The following is a 17,827-nucleotide window of genomic DNA, read 5'->3' on the forward strand; positions in this document are numbered from 1 at the left end:
GCGGCTTTTGAGACACGTTGGGGCGTATCGAGAATGCGCCTTACGGGAGGAATGACATGACCAATTCGCGTCGATGGATGCCGTCACCGAAGCGGGTCCGGGTTCTGCTCCGGGGTCGCACGGTAGCGGACAGCAACCAGGTCATGCTGGAGCATGGGGGAGGACGCCCTCCGCTCTACTGGTTTCCGCCGGATGATGTCGACCACCGACTCCTGGTCGATACCGGTGCCGGAGGAAAGATAGTGGTCTGGGATGTGGAAGTGCCTGGCCATCGCGCCCTTCGCACGGCCTATGCCGGAGAGCAGGGTTACATCGGGTTCGTCTGGGATCGAATGGACACCTGGCTGGAAGAGGACGAGGAAGTTTTTGTCCATCCTCGCGATCCCTTCGTTCGCGTCGATGTACTGCGCAGTTCCCGTTCTATCCGAATAGAAGCCCTGGGTGAAGTGATCGCCGAAACGCGCCGCCCCACCCTGCTGTTCGAAACCGGGCTGCCCACCCGCTACTATCTGCCGCTGATCGACACACGAGTCGACTGGCTGAAGCCCAGCGACACTGTCACCCGCTGTCCCTACAAGGGGGAGGCCCACTACTACTCCCTGCGCATCGGCGAGAAGAGCATCGATGACGTGTGCTGGTACTACCGCTATCCCACTCAGGAGGTGGCGGCCATCGCCGGTCTGGTCTGCTTCTATCCCGAACGGGTGGACTCGCTGCTGGTGGAATAGCTCAGCGAAGGATCTCCTCCAGCGTCGCCCGCACATCATCGCGCCACGGGCCCGGCTCCCGAAGGGCGCGACGGGCAAGGCGCTCCGCCTCGGCCTTTTCGCCCCGTTCATTCAGCAGATGGGCGAGATTGTTGAGAACAGGGACACTGGTCGGCTCCGTCGCTAGGGCCTCACGCAGCAACTGCTCTGCATCGGTCCTGTCGCCCTGACGGTAGAGGAGCGAAGCGAGTCCCACCCTGGCCGGGGTGCTGTCGGACCAGCGCTGCAAAGCTGTCCTGTACCCCGTTTTGGCCGCCGCAGTCTGGCCCACCGCTTCCAGATCGATCACCGCACGCAGGTAACGCTGCGGCTCGGCAGTTGCCGGTAGCCGGTCGGGGGGCAGAACAACAACCGCCCAGCGCCCGGCTCGCTTCCATGTCCGATAGAAGGTGTCGAGGCTGGAGCGGTAGCGCTGGCGGGTGCCGCTGTGCAGTTCCATGATGCCCGCATCGAGGTCGTAACCGACTGCCACCGCGTAGTGCCAGCGCGGAGCCCATCCAAAAGCCAGGTTCTGGAGCACCAGCACCGGGTGTCCGGCCTGCAGTTCCGCTACCAGGCTTTCGAGCGAAGGCTCCAGGAGATAGGTCAACCGCCCCTGCCGACGGCCCTCCGCCAGCAGCTCCGCCTGCAAGGCACCCTCCCGTCCTGGCAGATAGACCCACTCCGCCAGTTGTTCCGGCGTCGCCGCGGCACCGGACCAACCCAGCACCGAGGCGAGAGCCGCCGGACCGCAGTGGTGCAGGGTCTGAGGAAAAAACGGTGCCGATACCCGCGCCTGCGGCGCGTCAGAAGCCGGCAGAGTCGGTGCGCCGGCACAGCCGATCAGCCCCGCCACCAGGGTGGTGAGGAGGAGAGATCGAATCACTCGACCTTGTTGACGAAGGTAAACACGTCGGTTGCACCGATGGCATCGGTGATAATCAGGACGATGAAGATAAGCGCGGCCACACCGAGGATATCGCCACCCGCCGGCAGAGTGTCGATCCGCTCCTGAAGCTCCAGTATTTCGCTGTTGGTGAGTCCGGCGATACGCTCCCGGGCCTGTTGCGGCTCAACCCCGTACTCGACCAGCTTTTGCGCCACCTCGTCGCGGGCCAGCAGGGAGTCGAGTCGGTCGCGGGCCTGCGAAGATTGCGCAGCAGCGGTTTCGGACAGGACCCGGTCGGTCCCGATCATAGCCGCCTGAGCGGCCGGCATCTGTAGCGATGACACAGTAAAGACGATGTACAGCAGCATGGACAGAGGCCGCCGCAAATGATGAATACCCCTCATGATGTTCTCCCGTTTGTTATTGAGGCCGAACCTCTAAAATTCATTTTTCGTCACTCCCGCGAAAGCGGGAGCCCAGTAAAATCAAACGGCTGGATTCCCGCTTTCGCGGGAATGACGAATTTATGGAAGTGCCCTCAAGTCCGACAGGTCGCCAGCGCCGGCTGATGCCGATGCAGGAACCAGCGGTCCAGTACCAGATGTCGGCTGAACCAGCGGCTCGCCAGCAACCGTTCGGCAAGGAATGCCTGCAGCGGATCCGGAAGCCACTGTGAACCTTCACCGGCCCCGGAACGCCGGCCGAAACGCTCCTCCAGAGCGTGCTCATAGCCCACCAAATCAGCATAGTCGTAACAGCCCCCCGCAGCGACAATAATCTCTGCGGCCAGCAGTGCCGACTCCACAGCTGGCCGAATACCTTCCCCGCTCCGGGGATAGGCAAGGCCGGCCGCATCCCCGACCAGCAGGGCACCATCGGCCACTACCCTCCTGGGCTGGTGCTGACCGTAAAGCAGATAGGCATGGCCGTGGAACCGTTCGGGGATATCCGGTGGAATCCGGCCCCGTCGTTTCAGGAAAGCAACAAAGTGATTGAGGTGTTCCGATAGCCGGTGCCGATCATCTCTTCCGAGGCCGATATTGAGCACACCGCCCTTGATCAGGGCCCATCCGTAGCCCTTCAGATCCCGACAGAAGTAAAGCTCCGGGATGCCGGGCTCCACGGCAGCGGCATCCCGTTGGGACGTCGTCAACTCGAACTCGACCTCCTGGGCGGCTACCGCACCCCGGACATTGCCCACTTTGGCGCCCAGGTGGCGGGCCACCGGACAGAAATGGCCTCCCGCCCCGATTACCAGCGGTGTGCTGATACGGTCATTGACCACCCAGCGCTCGCCGGTGCGTTCCAGGGTTCGTAGCGGCTCTTCCTCGATCCGGCGCGCCCCGGAACGCTCCAGAAGATAGTGATCGAATTCGCAGCGGCGGATCCCGTAACTAACGGTCTCGCCGTAGTCATTGACGACCCCGGGGCCGTCGATGCTCCCGGTATAAAAACCGTGGATAGGCTCCATGGTCCGGCCTCCACGGCGATACTCATCGGCATCGAGCCCCAGTTCATCGAGTACGGCCAGGGTGACCCAGCCGGCGCAGACCTTGTCACGAGGAAAGCGCTGCTTGTCCATCACCGCCACATCGAATCCGGCGGCACGCAGCTGAGCCGCGCAGGTGGAGCCGGCCGGACCACCGCCCACAATCAGCACGTCCAGGGACTCCATGCTCAATCCCCTTCCCGGTACAGGTGAGCGCGGGTCCACGGAATCGCGTTGTTGCGGGGCCGTGTAAAGAGCACCTGGAAGAGCTGTAGCGAACCGGTACTGAAGCTGGCCAGGGAGGATGCGAGATAGAACCGCCAGGCGCGAACGAAACTGCGGTCGAACATGCGCTCGATTTCGTCCTGGCGGGCGTCGAACCGCTCCAGCCAGCCATCAAGCGTCCGCGCATAGTGCAGGCGCAGGTTTTCGACGTCGAGGATCGAGAATTCCCGGGGCTCGAAGATCTCCATCATTTGCCCCAGCGTCGGGGGGTAGGCACCGGGAAAGATGCGCCTCTCGATCCAGGGCGTCATCGGCCGTGCCCGGTTCTTGCCGATGCTGTGGATCAGACCACGGCCATCTTCACTCAAACAGCGGTCTACGACCTCGCCCAGCTCCCGATAGTGTTCGACGCCCACATGTTCGAGCATACCCACGGAAACGAAGGCATCGCAGGTGCCGGTGATGTTGCGGTAGTCGTCCTCAACGTATTCGACCCAGTCCTCGACCCCTTCCTCACGCGCCCGGGCGCGGGCATAGCGAAGCTGTTCGCGGGAGATATTGAAGGCACGAACCTTGACGCCGTAGTTCCTCGCCATATGGCGAGCCAGACCGCCCCAGCCGCAACCGGCCTCGAATACGGTCTCGCCCGGTTTCAATCGCAGCTTGCGACAGACATGATCCAGTTTGGCGACCTGGGCTTCGGCGAGGCTAGCCTCGGGCGTGGCAAAGTAGGCGCAGGTGTACTGCATGCGCTCATCCAGCCAGAGACTATAAAAGTCATTGGAGAGGTCGTAATGGTGCTGAATGTTCTGCCGGGAACCGGCCAGTGTATTGCAGCTGGCACGCGCAAATCGATTGCGGAGCTGCTCCATGAAGCCGTCACTGGCCAGAGGCGGTCGGGAAAGAAACAGGGTTTCGAGAAACTGTACCAGGTCGCCGTTTACCTCAATACGCCCGGTACTGTAGTCATCACCAAAATGAAGCTCCGGGTGCAGCAGCATCCGCCACAGGGCACCGCGATCATGAATGGTGATCCCGACATCGACGGGCGCGCCGCCTCCCAATCGGATTTCACTACCATCCCAGAGCCGGATCAGTAGTGGTGGATCACCCATCGATGCGGCCAGCTTTTGCAGCAACCGACGTTCGATGCCAAGGGCATCCCTCTCCCCGTGCCCCCGAAGCAATGCCGCAGCCCCATCCCGCGAACCGGACGAGATGCCAAGAAAATCGGTCTTTTCATCTTTCATAATCCCGATCACTCGCTCCTGCCGTTCACAACATGTCAACTCTAGAACAAGCAGTTACATGCTGCCAACCCGCTGCAGGGCACCCCGCCGGCGCCGGTTTTCCCCTGTTCGGCATGATGGGCAACTTAGTGTACTGTTGCATGCTTGGCGGTGTTTTCAGCGAGTCGCTGGCCGGCCAGATGCAAGGCGCGTTTTGAAGGGAATGGCGCGCCCTTTGCGAGAAACGCAACGCCGCAGATGGCCGGCCAGCGGCTCGCCCGAAGGGAGCCCCCCAAAAGCGCCATGACGGCGTTGCGGACTCCGTCCCTGGAGTCCGCCCTTCGGGCCAGCCTTCGGCTGTCCGAATCCGCTCCCGGCGGATTCGTGCAGCGCTTGACAAGGGTAATAACCATTGCCTGCGCGCTGCGCCTTGTCCTGACGTTTTTGGGGGGCTCTGAAAGTATCGCCAAACACGCAACAGTACACTAGACTCCCGCGCCATGCTCAGCTTCACGAACGTCACCCTGCGCCGCGGCCCCCGGGCACTCTTCGAACACGCGACCTTTACGCTCTATCCGGGATGGAAAGCCGGCCTTACCGGAGCCAACGGCACCGGTAAGTCCAGCCTGTTCGCCCTGATTCGCGGAGACCTGACCTCGGACACCGGCGAGGTGCAACTGCCGCCCGGAACAGTGATCGCCGAAGTTGCCCAGGAAACGCCGGCCACCGACCGACCTGCCGTCGAGTACGTCATCGATGGCGACAGGGAATTGCGCAGTATCGAGGCGGCGCTGGCCGAAGCGGAACAGCAGGGTGACGGCACCGCCCAGGCGGAACTCCACGCACGTCTGGAGGCCGTCCGTGGCTACGAAGCGCGGGCGCGGGCCGGACGGCTCATGCACGGACTCGGTTTCAGCAGCGCACAGGAGGAGCAGCCCGTCAACGCTTTCTCCGGCGGCTGGCGCATGCGCCTGAACCTGGCCCAGGCCCTGATGTGCCCTTCCGATCTGCTACTGCTGGACGAACCTACCAACCACCTGGATCTCGATGCGGTGTTCTGGCTGGAGAACTGGCTGCACAGTTACCCGGGGACACTGCTGCTGATTTCCCACGATCGCGAGTTCCTGGACCGGTGCGTGAACCAGATCCTGCACATCGAGAACGGCGGCGTGCGTCTCTATGCCGGCAACTATTCGGATTTCGAGGCCCAGCGCAGCGAAACCCTCGCCCACCAGCAGGCGGCGCACGAGAAGCAGCAGCGCGAGGTTGCCGAGGTGCAGCGATTCGTCGACCGCTTCCGGGCCAAGGCCACCAAGGCGCGCCAGGCGCAGAGCCGCCTCAAGGCGCTGGCGCGCATGGAGACCATCGCCCCGGCCCACGTCGATTCACCTTTCCATTTTGCCTTCCGTGAACCCGAGAAGCTGCCGACGCCTCTGGTGACGCTCGAGGAGGCCTCGGCCGGCTATGGCACAACACCCGTGGTGGCAGGCGTCCGTCTCAGTCTGCTTCCGGGTGACCGCATCGGCCTGTTGGGGGCCAACGGCGCGGGCAAATCCACACTAATGAAGCTGCTCGCGGGCCGGCTACCGACCCTCGACGGAAAACGCGCCGAAGCACCCGATCTTGCCATCGGCTATTTCGCACAGCACCAGCTCGAGCAGCTCGACGGCAACGCCAGTCCCCTACTTCACCTCAACCGCCTCGATCCGAAGGCTACTGAAGCGGACCTGCGCAAATTCCTCGGTGGATTCGGTTTTCGGGGCGATGCTGCACTGGAACCGGTCGCTCCGCTATCCGGCGGTGAAAAAGCGCGCCTAGTCCTGGCCCTCATCGTCTATCAGCGCCCCAACCTCCTGCTGCTGGACGAGCCCACCAACCATCTCGACCTGGAGATGCGACACGCGCTGACAACCGCACTTCAGGGTTTCGAGGGCGCAATGGTGGTTGTCTCCCACGACCGCCACCTGCTGCGCGCCACGGCCGATCAACTGCTGGTGGTGGCCGATAACAAAGTGATCGAATTCGACGGGGATCTGGACGACTACCGCCGCTGGCTGGATGATCGTAAACGCACCCGGCCCGACAGTGCCGGTAGCGATAGCGACAAGGCCGACCAGGACCCCAACTCCGCAGGCGGTCGCCGGGAACGCCGACGCGAGGAGGCGGAAAGGCGAACTCGTCTACAGCCCCTGCGCCGGGAAATGCAGAGAGCCGAAAAGCGGCTCGAGGAACTCTCTCTCAGAAAGAGTGCCCTCGAGGAGCAACTTGCCGATCCGGAGCTGTATGTGGATGAGAAAGGAAAGGTTCGGTTGACCAAAATCCTGCGTGAAAAAGGCGAGGTCGAGCAGGAGTTGGCAGAAGCCGAAGAGGCCTGGCTACAAGCCGGCGAGGCGATGGAGTCCGCCGAACGATAAACCGTTCTGCAAATGCACCAGATTCCTTATGAAGAAGCAAAAAAACCACGGGGCCCAGGGAAAGGGGTCGTCTGCCCCGTATGCCCCGCGCTCCCCATGGTCACTTCAGTAAACCGTAGGGTGCATTCTTCAAATGCACCGTATTCCCCTTGAAGAAGCAAAAAAAACCACGGGGGGCGCGGGGAAAGGGGTCGTCTGCCCCATATGCCCCGCACTCCCCATGGTCACTTCAGTGATGCTTCAGCTACAGGTTCTGCTCCTGCTGCAGGTCCTGCTCCTGCTGCGGCTCCTCCTCGATTACTTCGAAGGCCGAGAACTCGACCTCAGAACGCCGGTTGGGACGCAGACACTCGATCAAGGCATCGCCCTGCAGACCTTCGCAGGAGACCACCGGATCGCTTTCACCGCGAGCGGCCGTCTGGATCGTTTCCGACGAGATTCCCTGCTTGACGAGATACTCCTCGACAGCACGGGCACGTTTTTCCGAGAGTTCCTGATTGTAGGATTCCGGGCCGATCTGGTCGGTATAGCCGACGATACGGATGCGTGGATCCTGTGCATCTTTCGCCCGCTCGGCAATCTCGTCCAGTTCTGCCTTGCCCTCGTCCGTCAAGGTGGCCTCGTCAAAATCGAAAGTGGTATCCGCCTCCAGGCTGATCATTTCGGTCCTTCGACGCGGCTCTTCGAAAGCCGCCACCTCGTCCCGTTGCACCAACTGCGGATGGCACTCGGCAATGGCGTTATCACGGGACCAGAACTCGGTGGTCACGCACTCTCCCGCGGCATCGCGAGCCACATCGCCGATCCCGTCGGTGACGTAACCCTCAACTGCCACGGCATTACCGCCGAAGCCGAACAGGGCCCCCGCGGCAAAGGTATATAGCAATTTTTTCACATCCATGTTGTTGCCCTCCTCGACTTTCCTTGGTCTTACGGTTAACGGGCGTTTCCCTATCCTGAGCCTAGTCTACCGTTATCAAGGGTTCTACGTGACAACAGACGGCCATTCCAGCCTTGCGTGTTTTTACTGAAGACGGCAATCTGGCGCGAACGACTCATCCCAATGGGGTGAAGCCATCCACTATCGGGCTGCGGCCAACTGGAGTGAGCAAAAAGAATCATGGATCTCGAATCCCGTCTGACCGATCTTGAAATCCGCTATGCCCACCAGGAAGAAGCCCTGGAAGTGCTGAGCCGGGAAGTCATCGAACAGCGCCGTCTGATTGAACAACAGGCGAATCGGATCGAAGCGCTGAAATCCCGCCTGTCCGCACTGGCTGAATCGTCAGTTGGACGCCCCGAAGACGAACCACCTCCTCCACACTACTAGTGTACTGTTGCATGCTTGGCGATACTTATAGCGCCCACGAAAAAACGTCAGGACAAGACGCAGGCAGGCATTGGTTATTCCCTTCTCAAGCGCGGAAATGCCGTCTTCGGAGGCTCCCTTCGGGCGAGCCGCTGGCCGGCCATCTGCAGCGTTGCACTTGCTTGGCCCTGAAAGCACTGCCAAGCATGCAACAGTACACTCTCTTCCCACATCCCTCTTTCCTACCCCTTCGCCCCTCGAAGTTCCGACGGCCTAAAGCCCGACACTACATGTACTCGCTATTAGCCTCTCGACGACCAGAATTCCCCCTGCTTTGTCAGCTCCGCATGCCGGAATAACCCATGTGTGCGTCTTGTGCTGTGTCAGTCTGATACGGAATAGGGGGAAGTTCGCGCCCCCAGCGCCGGTCTGATACGGCAATATCCTGGCACGCTGCCTGCAAGGGTAAAGGCTCCATCATTCTGGATGTAATCCACTGGAGGTTAGCAATGAAGACTCGTTTTGGTGTCATGCCCATTGTCGGAACGCTATCTGCCGCGCTGTTGATCGCGGCTCCTGTGGGCCTCGTGGTCGCGCAGTCGGCAGGGGCCGGGGGCGCTCAAACCGAACAGGGCGGAAGCTACGGCGGTGGTGCCGGACAAGGCGGTGCCGCACAAGGCCGGAGCTACGGCGGTGGTGCCGGACAAGGCGGTGCCCCGCAAGGCCAGGGCTATGGCGGTGGTGCCGGACAAGGCGGTGCCCCACAAGGCCAGGGCTATGGTGGTGGCGCCGGACAAGGCGGTGCCCCACAAGGCCAGGGTTACGGCGGTGGCGCCGGACAAGGCGGTGCCCCACAAGGCCAGGGTTATGGCGGTGCCGAGCGACCGTCGGCGATTAGTGCCGGTGACGTCGACAAAGACACGATGGAAAAATTCTCCAACGCCAATGCCTCCGTTGATGAGATTCGCTCGGAACTGTCTGAAAAAATCAGCCGGGAAGAAGACCCCCGGAAGGCCCAGGAGCTACAACAGGAAGCTCAGGAGCGCATGATCTCGGCCGTGGAGAGTGCCGATCTTTCCGTGGATGAGTACAACCAACTTGCCCAACTGATGCAGTCCGACCCCGACTTCAGAGAAAAGGTCGAATCGGCGAACTGACACTAATGGACTTGATCACTTCCCTCATCCTCCGAGGCCTTTCAGCCCCGCTCCGGCGGGGTTTTTTTTACGCCCTGCGAGGCGTGGTTAAGCCGCCGTTCGGCGCATAGAAAGGCGTGGGGATTACCGGAGAAAAGAAAACCGATCCCGTAGGGTACATTCTTCCCAAGGCACCACTCCACAAGCGACCGGGGCGCCGCCTCACGAATCAATCCTCGCAGCGGCCGGATTCTCCAAATGCACCGTTACGCCACACGTTCGGCGTCGCGGCGCATTTGTAACCGGGCTCCTTGACGGTATGCGGGATCCGGTAACCGTGCCGGCTGTTTGGTCGTTCGGGGGCATGTCAGAATGCGCCCTACGATCAGGGATGCTCCTGTCCGCCCTGCAGGAAGGCCACCAGCCCCTTGATGGGAATACCTATCCAGTCGGGGCGGTTGTCGAGTTCATAGCGCAGTTCGTAGAGGGCCTTCTCCATGGCATAGAGCTCCAGTAACGCTTTTGCCTGATCGGGTTCTGCCGGGTAGGCGGGGCTGCCTGCGGCTCCCTCCTCGTAGCCTTCCATGAAGATTCTTGCAGCGGTCCGCTCCCAGTCGAGCGCGAAAGGTTCAAGCACATCGAAATTCTCCGGACTTTCGATCGTTTCCCGAAAGAGCGCGGCATAGGCCACATAGCTGAATGATCTCAACATCCCCGCCACGTCTCGCAGCGGTGAAGCCTTCTCCCGCCGCTCGGCGACCGGCCGGGCCGGCTCCCCTTCAAAGTCGATGATCACAAAATCGTTCTCCACCACCAGGACCTGACCCAGGTGATAGTCACCGTGGTGCCGGGTCTTGAAAATCGTGGCACCGCTTGGTGTCAGGGAGTCGACCCGCTCCAGCATTGCCGGCCTCATCTCCAGCAACTGCGCGGCATCCGGCCTTATCCGTTCCGGGAGTGTCTCGAACCGACGGTCAAGGACGTCGAGAGTTCGCAGCACTTCATCGTGAAGATGCCGGATCCACTCTTCGAGTTCCCCGGCGCGCATGGCCTCCGGATCAAACGCAGGATCACCAGTGGTTCGGGCAAGGGCCTGGTGAAGCTCGCCGGTACGTCTGCCCAGCGTCTCGATGTGGACCAGTTCCGCGGCGTGTGGCTGACCCTCATCCTGCTCCGGTTGCAGCAGACACTCTTCCAGGTAACGCTCCAGGTACGCCAGGGTATAGTTCCAGGCATCCCCCTGGTTTTTCACATAAGGCTGCAGTACGGCTAACGAGACAGTCTCGCCGTCGGAGCCCAGGTATTCCAGGGTACCGAGTACCGGCATGGCATTGGGGAACGGCGATACCTCAGTGAGGAAACGACCGATTTCGACTTCGGGATTCATGCCCTCGCCAAGGCGTCGATAGCCCTTGAGAAACAGATGATCACCGAGGATAACCGCCGTGTTGGAACCTTCGGTTTTCGGACGGCGAACCTCGAGCTTCTCCGGCAGATCCCTGGTCATTTCAGGGAAGGCGCTGGTCGCCGAAAAACGTAATCGCCCCCCCTCCATCGCAATCTCTTGCTGCCTGGCCATGGCGCTGACCAGCGCCGGTGCGAAGTGCTCATCGACGAAGGCATCGCACAGCAATCCCACCCGTGCCTTGTGCCGCACCTTGGCCAGCGTGAAGTGCAGTAACGGCCAGGTGTCCTCATGTTCATCTTCCCAGGCAATCGTCAGCGGCAGGAAGTAGCGGATGGGCGCGTGCCCTTCGGCAGTGACATCGATCCATCCCATCAGCCATTCGCCCTCATCGGTCGACCAGATCTGCTTTTGGCGAAAGTGAACACTGTCGATGGTGGCGCCCTTGATTCCGAACCAGCGCTGCGCCGGCAGAAATTCGGGGATCAGTTCCTGCTCGAGCTGGACCTGAAGATTGCGCGCCGCCTCCTGGCGGTGCTGGTCGACAGTAGCCGGAAACAGACTCTGCCAACCGGAGAAGAGCACCAGCACGGGCAGCTCCATGGGTGGCAGGTACTCCTCGTGCCACTCCGGCACCTCCGCCTCCGCGGTGATGCGAAACCAGTAGATATCATAGGCGTGGAGCGTTAGCAGATAAGGCAGTTCGCCAATGGGCGGAAACACGCTGTGCCCCATCAGTTCTACAGGAATCCGGCCCTTGAAGCGTCCCAGGTCCAGTTCCACCGGTTGCGCGGTGCGCGACAGATTCGCCACGCAGAGGATCACATCATTCTCGTATTCACGAATGTAGGCGAGGATTTTGCGGTTGCCGGGGCGCAGGAACGTCAGTGTTCCCCGTCCGAAGGCACGGGTCGATTTCCGCACTGCGATTAGCCGCTTCATCCAGTTGAGAAGGGATGACGCATCGCGGCTCTGTGCCTCGACATTGACCGCATCGTAACCGTAAACCGGGTCCATGATCGGGGGTAGATAGAGTCGCTGCGGATCGGATTTGGAAAAACCCGCGTTTCGGTCGGGGCTCCACTGCATCGGTGTGCGCACGCCATTGCGGTCGCCGAGGAAGAAGTTGTCTCCCATCCCGATCTCATCGCCGTAGTAGATAATGGGCGATCCCGGCATCGACATCAGCAGCGAGTTCATCAGTTTTATCTTGCCGGGGTCGTTATCCATCAGCGGCGCCAGTCGTCTCCGGATGCCGACATTGACCCGCATGCGGGTTTCGGTGGCGTAGGTCTGATACATGTAGTCACGTTCACGATCGGTGACCATCTCCAGGGTCAGTTCGTCATGATTGCGAAGAAAGATCGCCCATTGACCGTTCTCGGGAATTTGCGGCGTCTGCCCCATGATCTCGGTGATCGGATGCCGGTCCTCCTGTGCAACCGCCATGTACATGCGCGGCATCAGAGGGAAGTGGTAGGCCATGTGGCACTCGTCTCCCTCCCCGAAATAGTCGCGTACATCCTCCGGCCACTGATTGGCTTCGGCCAGGAACATCCGGCCTTCATAGCGTTCATCCACGGCGGCACGCATCCGCTTGATGACATCATGGGTCTCCGGCAGGTTTTCGTTGCTGGTACCTTCGCGGACACAAAGGTAGGGGATCGCATCCAGCCGCAATCCATCCACCCCCAAATCGAGCCAGAAACGCATTACCCGGATCACCGCCTTCACCACCTGCGGGTTGTTGTGGTTCAGGTCCGGCTGATGGGAAAAGAAACGGTGCCAGTAGTACTGTTTGGCCACCGGGTCCCATGCCCAGTTGGAGCTCTCGGTGTCCGTGAAGATGATGCGGGTTTCCGGGAAACGGTTATCGTCATCGGACCATACATAAAAGTTGCGGGTTGCCGATCCGCGCGGTGCGCGACGCGCAGCCTGGAACCAGGCGTGTTGATCGGAGGTGTGATTGATGACCAGTTCGGTAATGACCTTCAGGCCACGCTGGTGTGCCGTGCGGACGAAGAGCTTGAAGTCGCGGAGCAGGCCATAGTCGGGATGGACATTGCGGTAATCACCGATATCGTAGCCCTCGTCCTTCATCGGCGAGGGATAAAACGGCAGTAACCAGATGGTATTGACGCCCAGTGACTGGATATAGTCCAGCTTTTCGGTCAGTCCGCGAAAGTCGCCGAAGCCGTCATTGTTACTATCGAAGAAGGCCTTGACATGGAGTTGATAGATAATCGCATCCTTGTACCACAGCGGATCATCTTTCCAGGTCGGGGCTTCTGCACTCATGGTGGCTCCGTTTGATTCTTGGTTCGCACGCAAACCCGGTTAGCGGTCTACCTGTTAGAAATCTAGTGTACTGTTACATACTTGTCGGTGCTTTCAGCGAGTCGCTGGCCGGCCAGACCGCTCCTGCGCATCCTGCGCCCGCGGCATTCGTGCATCCATGCACATCATGCAAGGCGCGTTTCGCAGGGAATGGCGCGCCCTTTCCAAGAAACGCAACGCCGCAGATGGCCGGCCAGCGGCTCGCCCGAAGGGAGCCCCCCAAAAACGCCACGACGGCGTTGCGGACTCCATCCCTGGAGTCCGCCCTTCGGGCCAGCCTTCGGCTGTCCGAATCCGCTCCCGGCGGATTCGTGCAGCGCTTGACAAGGGAATAACCATTGCCTGCGCGCTGCGCCTTGTCCTGACGTTTTTGGGGGGCTCTGAAAGTATCGCCAAGCATGCAACAGTACACTAGCAGCTTGTCGAACTCAGGTAATCGTAGCGACCAGGGTCGAAGTGCGAGCCAAAAGTTCCGATGTCACTCCCGCACCAGGAAGGGATTAGAAGAAATATTCAAAGTCGTGTTCGGTACGCGTGCGCCGATACAACCGGAAGATGTGAGCGGGTGAACGCTGCGGGTCGAGTTCGACATAGTTTCTGGGGCCGTGCCAGAGATAACGGGAGCCGCTGAGGAGGTCATGCATCTGGTAGGGGTGGTGCGGGTCGATCTCCAATTCTTCCATGGGTAACTCCACCCATCCCGACTGAGTGTGATAGGCATCCAGATTCACCACTACCACGATGATATTGGACAGATCCCTGGTGGTTTTCCCATAGGCGATGATTTCTTCATTATCGACGGTGAAAAACTCGAGGCTGTGGTTGGCTTGCAGCGCCTCGTTCTCACGACGGATGGTATTTACGCGCCGCATGTAATCCGCCAGGCTCTCGCGCCGCTTCACGTCCCAGTGGCGAGTCTGGTACTTTTCGGAATCCAGATACTCCTCGGATCCGGGTCGCACCGCGCGGTTCTCGGCCAACTCGAAGGCGGGGCCGTAGACTCCGTAGCTCGCCGCCAGAGTGGCCGCAAGTACCAATCGGGATGAGAAGGCCGGACGGCCGCCGAACTGGAGATATTCGGGAAGTATATCGGGAGTAGTGGGCCAGAAATTGGGCCGAAAGAACTCTCGCACCTCGGTACGGGTCAGCTCCTGCATATAGCGGGTCAGCTCCCACTTCGTGTTGCGCCAGGTGAAGTAGGTATAGGACTGGGAAAACCCGATCTTTGCCAACCGGTACATGACATTGGGGCGTGCAAACGCCTCCGAAAGAAACAGCACGTCCGGGTGTTCGCGCTTCACCTCTGCGATCACCCACTCCCAGAATGGGAACGGCTTGGTATGGGGGTTGTCGACGCGAAAGATCGTTACCCCCTGGTCCACCCAAAACGTCAGAACGCTGTGCAGCTCCTCCCACAGCGAATGCCACTCCTCCGCTTCGAAATGGAAAGGATAGATGTCCTGGTATTTCTTGGGCGGGTTTTCCGCGTACTGCACACTCCCGTCGGGACGGTGCAGAAACCATTCGGGATGTTCCGTTACGTAGGGATGGTCGGGCGAGCACTGGAACGCAATATCAATGGCCACTTCCAGACCCAGCTCTTCGGCGACCGTTCGGAAATGGCGAAAATCTTCGAGCGTACCCAATTGCGGATGCACAGACTTGTGACCTCCGGCCTCGGAGCCGATGGCCCAGGGACTTCCGGGGTCTTCCGGTCCTGCGATCAGGGAGTTGTTCGGACCCTTTCTCCGGCTCTCACCAACAGGATGGATGGGCGGGAGATAGACCACGTCGAAGTTCATCGAGGCCACATGGGCCAGGCGCTCCTCACAATCGCGGAATCCGCCGTGGGACTTTCCCTGATCGACACCGCAGGAGCGGGGAAAGAATTCATACCAGGCCGAGAAACGCGCTTTTTCCCGTTCCACTACTACCGCCAGCTCCTTCTCCGACAGGCTGGCGAGGCGCCGGTCGGCATACCGCTCCATCAGCTCGAGAAGTTTGGTGTCCAGACCAACCACGCGTCGTTCAGCTGGCTCGCCGTGCCCCCGCAAGGCAGTGACAAATCCGTGCAGCCGTTCGGCGTCGTGCCCGCTCGCGCGTCCGGCGGCATCCTCGACCAGGTCGGCCCCCATCTGCAAGGCTACCCCGATGTCTTCGGAATCCTCCCGAAGGCGCAAGTCGTGCCGCCAGGAGAGAAACCGGTCCACCCACGCCTGGATACGGTAACGGTAGCGGCCCATTTCGGTTACCGGAAATTCACCGCTCCAACGGTCATGACCCAGTGACGACATGGGGACTTCATGCCACTCAGCCTCGCCCTCATGCCGATACTGAATGACGCAATCGATCAGGTCGTGCCCATCCGTAAAGCAGTTGGCTTCTACCGCGACCGTCTCTCCAATGGTGCGCTTGACGGGAAAGCACCCGTCATCCACCTGGGGAGTGACGCCTTCGATGACAACGCGCCGCCTGCCGTCGTTCTCCGGAAGCTTCATGACCTGTCCCTGTGTTGTCCTGCAACGGGAACACGAGGCGCACGGGTGAAACCTCCTCTATCGTAGTCCCCGTGATCCCGCAGAGGTTCTCAATCCCGTTTGAAATAGAGCACGCCGAGCGGCGGCAGGGTAATGTTCAGCGAGTGGTAGCGCCCCTGAGCGCCCACCGGAGAGGTTTCCGCACCGCCCAGGTTTCCGATGCCACTGCCACCGTAGACCTCGGCATCGGAGTTCAACACCTCTTTCCAGTAACCGGTCTCATCCACGCCCACGACGTAGTTGTGGCGCACGACCGGCGTCATGTTGCAAACCACAAGCACGGTGCCGCCATTCTTGTCTTTGCGGATGAAGCTGATCACCGAATCTTCCCAGTCGTGGAAGTCGACCCACTCGAAACCGGCCTGTTCAAAGTCCTTCTCATACAGCGCAGGTGTGTCGCGATAAAAATGATTCAGGTCACGCATCCAGTGCTGTACGCCACCATGGGGCGTCAATTGGGTTGAATGCCACTCCAGGCTGGATTCATGGTCCCACTCACTCCACTGACCAAACTCGCAGCCCATAAAGACGAGCTTTTTGCCGGGATGTGCCCACATGTAGCCGAACAGCAGACGAAGATTGGCAAACTTCTGCCAGTCATCGCCGGGCATTTTACGAATCAATGAACCCTTGCCGTAGACCACTTCATCGTGGGAGATCGGCAACACGAAATTCTCGTTGAAGGCGTACCAGATGCTGAAGGTCAACTGATTGTGGTGATATTTGCGGTACACGGGATCGTTGGCAAAGTAATCCAGGGTGTCGTGCATCCAGCCCATATTCCACTTCATCCCGAACCCCAGGCCGCCGAGATAGGTGGGTCTGGATACCATCGGCCAGGCGGTGGATTCCTCGGCGATAACCTGCGTATCCGGATGATCGCGATAGACCGCCTCATTCAGCTGACGAATGAAGTGGATGGCGTCCAGGTCCTCATGACCGCCATGCGGGTTCGGTATCCACTCCCCTTCATTGCGGGCATAGTCCAGATACAGCATGGAGGCCACCGCATCCACCCTGAGCGCGTCGACGTGATATTTTTCAAGCCAGAAAAGGGCCGATGAAAGCAGGAAGGCCCGAACCTCATGCCGGCCAAAGTTGAAGATGTAGCTTTTCCATTCGGGATGGTATCCCCGCTTGGGGTCCATGTGTTCGAACGTGTAGGTGCCGTCGAAGTAGGAAAGCCCGTGGAGATCACTCGGAAAGTGTGACGGTACCCAGTCGAGGATTACCCCGATGCCGGCCTGATGCAAACGATCGATGAGAAAGGCGAAATCCTCGGGTGCGCCGTAGCGCGAAGTCGGTGCGAAGTAACCGGTGCACTGATAACCCCATGAGCCGTAGAACGGATGCTCCGTGACCGGCATCATCTCGACATGGGTATAACCCATCCACACCACATACTCGACCAGCTGCTCCGCGAGTTCGCGGTAGGTCAGATAGCGGTTTCCCTCTTCGGGGACCCGGCGCCAGGAACCCAGATGCAACTCGTAGACCGACATCGGGGCATCCAGCTTGTTCTTTTCGGCCCGCTCCGCCATCCACTTCCGGTCGTGCCATTCATGGCGGTCATCCCAAACGACGGAAGCGGTACGTGGTGGCTCCTCCCAGTAACGGGCAAACGGATCCCCCTTCTCCGCCCCATAATCGTTATTACTGGAAAGCAGGTAATACTTGTAGAGCGTGCCGTGGTCCAGACCGGGGATAAACCCTTCCCAGATACCGGAACTGTCGTGGCGGGGAGCCAACGGGTGACGACCCTGTTCCCAGTCGTTGAAATCGCCGATAACCGACACTTCCCGCGCATTGGGCGCCCATACCGAAAACAGGGTGCCCCGCTGACCTTCAATCTCCATCAGGTGAGAGCCAAGCTTGTTATGCAGCCGGACGTGGCTCCCCTCGCGGAAAAGATAGATATCGTGGTCGGTCAGCAAACTGACATCATATCTCACTTGCTGATGGACCCGAGCGACCTGCTGGTTCATTAATACTTCTCCATACTTTCAAGGCGGTTACCCCCTACGGGTTCAGCATAGACGAGGCTAGTTGCTTCGCAACGACGAACTGCCGGGGATGTTTTTCCAACGGGGTGCGGGGAACGCAGGCCTTCC

13 protein-coding genes are annotated in these 17,827 nt (G+C 60.3%); 4 read left to right on the plus strand and 9 right to left on the minus strand.

Going from position 1 to position 17,827, the window contains the following annotated elements:
• The first annotated feature begins 56 nt into the window (after nucleotides 1-56).
• Nucleotides 57-728 carry a DUF427 domain-containing protein gene (locus tag BLP65_RS07455; RefSeq protein WP_175452483.1) on the plus strand — a complete coding sequence of 224 codons (672 nt, stop codon included), beginning with the start codon at nucleotides 57-59 and terminating at the stop codon, nucleotides 726-728.
• A gap of 1 nt (nucleotide 729) precedes the next feature.
• On the opposite strand, the gene BLP65_RS07460 is transcribed toward BLP65_RS07455, so the two are convergent.
• The 5 genes from BLP65_RS07460 to BLP65_RS16670 all read right to left on the minus strand — a co-directional run bounded on the left by BLP65_RS07460 (nucleotide 730) and on the right by BLP65_RS16670 (nucleotide 4,991).
• Complete coding sequence (locus BLP65_RS07460) at nucleotides 730-1,632, minus strand: PA2778 family cysteine peptidase (RefSeq protein WP_092994810.1); 903 nt, start codon at nucleotides 1,630-1,632, stop codon at nucleotides 730-732.
• Complete coding sequence (locus BLP65_RS07465; protein ID WP_092994813.1) at nucleotides 1,629-2,039, minus strand: PA2779 family protein; 411 nt, start codon at nucleotides 2,037-2,039, stop codon at nucleotides 1,629-1,631. The genes BLP65_RS07460 and BLP65_RS07465 overlap by 4 nt, the downstream gene beginning before the upstream one ends.
• 134 nt (nucleotides 2,040-2,173) lie before the next feature.
• Nucleotides 2,174-3,310: an NAD(P)/FAD-dependent oxidoreductase gene (locus tag BLP65_RS07470; RefSeq protein WP_092994815.1), complete on the minus strand. Its 1,137-nt coding sequence runs from the start codon at nucleotides 3,308-3,310 to the stop codon at nucleotides 2,174-2,176.
• A 2-nt stretch (nucleotides 3,311-3,312) separates the two neighbouring features.
• Complete coding sequence (locus tag BLP65_RS07475) at nucleotides 3,313-4,599, minus strand: SAM-dependent methyltransferase (RefSeq protein WP_092994817.1); 1,287 nt, start codon at nucleotides 4,597-4,599, stop codon at nucleotides 3,313-3,315.
• Nucleotides 4,600-4,724: 125 nt separating this feature from the next.
• Nucleotides 4,725-4,991, minus strand: coding sequence for a hypothetical protein (locus BLP65_RS16670; protein ID WP_139181451.1), 267 nt, complete (start codon nucleotides 4,989-4,991; stop codon nucleotides 4,725-4,727).
• Nucleotides 4,992-5,078: 87 nt separating this feature from the next.
• Between BLP65_RS16670 and BLP65_RS07485 the strand changes: the two genes are divergently transcribed.
• Entirely contained in the window at nucleotides 5,079-6,992 is a 1,914-nt protein-coding gene (locus BLP65_RS07485) for an ATP-binding cassette domain-containing protein (protein WP_092994822.1), read from the plus strand.
• A 244-nt stretch (nucleotides 6,993-7,236) separates the two neighbouring features.
• On the opposite strand, the gene BLP65_RS07490 is transcribed toward BLP65_RS07485, so the two are convergent.
• Entirely contained in the window at nucleotides 7,237-7,893 is a 657-nt protein-coding gene (locus tag BLP65_RS07490) for an OmpA family protein (protein WP_092994825.1), read from the minus strand.
• Nucleotides 7,894-8,112: 219 nt separating this feature from the next.
• On the opposite strand from BLP65_RS07490, the gene BLP65_RS07495 reads away from it, so the two are divergent.
• Both BLP65_RS07495 and BLP65_RS07500 read left to right on the plus strand, forming a co-directional pair.
• Complete coding sequence (locus BLP65_RS07495; protein WP_217631928.1) at nucleotides 8,113-8,322, plus strand: SlyX family protein; 210 nt, start codon at nucleotides 8,113-8,115, stop codon at nucleotides 8,320-8,322.
• 488 nt (nucleotides 8,323-8,810) lie between these two features.
• On the plus strand, nucleotides 8,811-9,458 hold the full coding sequence (locus BLP65_RS07500) for a DUF4168 domain-containing protein (RefSeq protein WP_245688267.1): 648 nt from the start codon (nucleotides 8,811-8,813) through the stop codon (nucleotides 9,456-9,458).
• Between the two features lie 364 nt (nucleotides 9,459-9,822).
• Here BLP65_RS07500 and treS read toward each other — a convergent pair whose 3' ends face one another.
• From treS to glgB, 3 genes are all read right to left on the minus strand, one after another.
• The gene (treS, locus tag BLP65_RS07505) at nucleotides 9,823-13,140 is read right to left on the minus strand and encodes a maltose alpha-D-glucosyltransferase (RefSeq protein WP_092994831.1); all 3,318 of its coding nucleotides are present in this window, start codon (nucleotides 13,138-13,140) and stop codon (nucleotides 9,823-9,825) included.
• 539 nt (nucleotides 13,141-13,679) lie between these two features.
• Entirely contained in the window at nucleotides 13,680-15,677 is a 1,998-nt protein-coding gene (locus tag BLP65_RS07510; RefSeq protein WP_092994834.1) for an alpha-1,4-glucan--maltose-1-phosphate maltosyltransferase, read from the minus strand.
• Nucleotides 15,678-15,766: 89 nt separating this feature from the next.
• Nucleotides 15,767-17,701 (minus strand): 1,4-alpha-glucan branching protein GlgB, encoded by a 1,935-nt coding sequence (gene glgB, locus BLP65_RS07515; RefSeq protein WP_092994837.1) that lies wholly within the window; start codon nucleotides 17,699-17,701, stop codon nucleotides 15,767-15,769.
• Nucleotides 17,702-17,827 lie beyond the last annotated feature (126 nt).

The organism is Thiohalomonas denitrificans (genome assembly GCF_900102855.1).
GTDB lineage: Bacteria > Pseudomonadota > Gammaproteobacteria > Thiohalomonadales > Thiohalomonadaceae > Thiohalomonas > Thiohalomonas denitrificans.

Coding starts and splice junctions, on each gene's coding strand:
- BLP65_RS07455 (WP_175452483.1), top strand. CDS start 57: ATGACCAATTCGCGTCGATGGATGCCGTCACCGAAGCGGGTCCGGGTT.
- BLP65_RS07465 (WP_092994813.1), bottom strand. CDS start 2,039: ATGAGGGGTATTCATCATTTGCGGCGGCCTCTGTCCATGCTGCTGTAC.
- BLP65_RS07470 (WP_092994815.1), bottom strand. CDS start 3,310: ATGGAGTCCCTGGACGTGCTGATTGTGGGCGGTGGTCCGGCCGGCTCC.
- BLP65_RS07475 (WP_092994817.1), bottom strand. CDS start 4,599: ATGAAAGATGAAAAGACCGATTTTCTTGGCATCTCGTCCGGTTCGCGG.
- BLP65_RS16670 (WP_139181451.1), bottom strand. CDS start 4,991: ATGGTTATTACCCTTGTCAAGCGCTGCACGAATCCGCCGGGAGCGGAT.
- BLP65_RS07485 (WP_092994822.1), top strand. CDS start 5,079: ATGCTCAGCTTCACGAACGTCACCCTGCGCCGCGGCCCCCGGGCACTC.
- BLP65_RS07490 (WP_092994825.1), bottom strand. CDS start 7,893: ATGGATGTGAAAAAATTGCTATATACCTTTGCCGCGGGGGCCCTGTTC.
- BLP65_RS07495 (WP_217631928.1), top strand. CDS start 8,113: ATGGATCTCGAATCCCGTCTGACCGATCTTGAAATCCGCTATGCCCAC.
- BLP65_RS07500 (WP_245688267.1), top strand. CDS start 8,811: ATGAAGACTCGTTTTGGTGTCATGCCCATTGTCGGAACGCTATCTGCC.
- treS (WP_092994831.1), bottom strand. CDS start 13,140: ATGAGTGCAGAAGCCCCGACCTGGAAAGATGATCCGCTGTGGTACAAG.
- BLP65_RS07510 (WP_092994834.1), bottom strand. CDS start 15,677: ATGAAGCTTCCGGAGAACGACGGCAGGCGGCGCGTTGTCATCGAAGGC.
- glgB (WP_092994837.1), bottom strand. CDS start 17,701: ATGAACCAGCAGGTCGCTCGGGTCCATCAGCAAGTGAGATATGATGTC.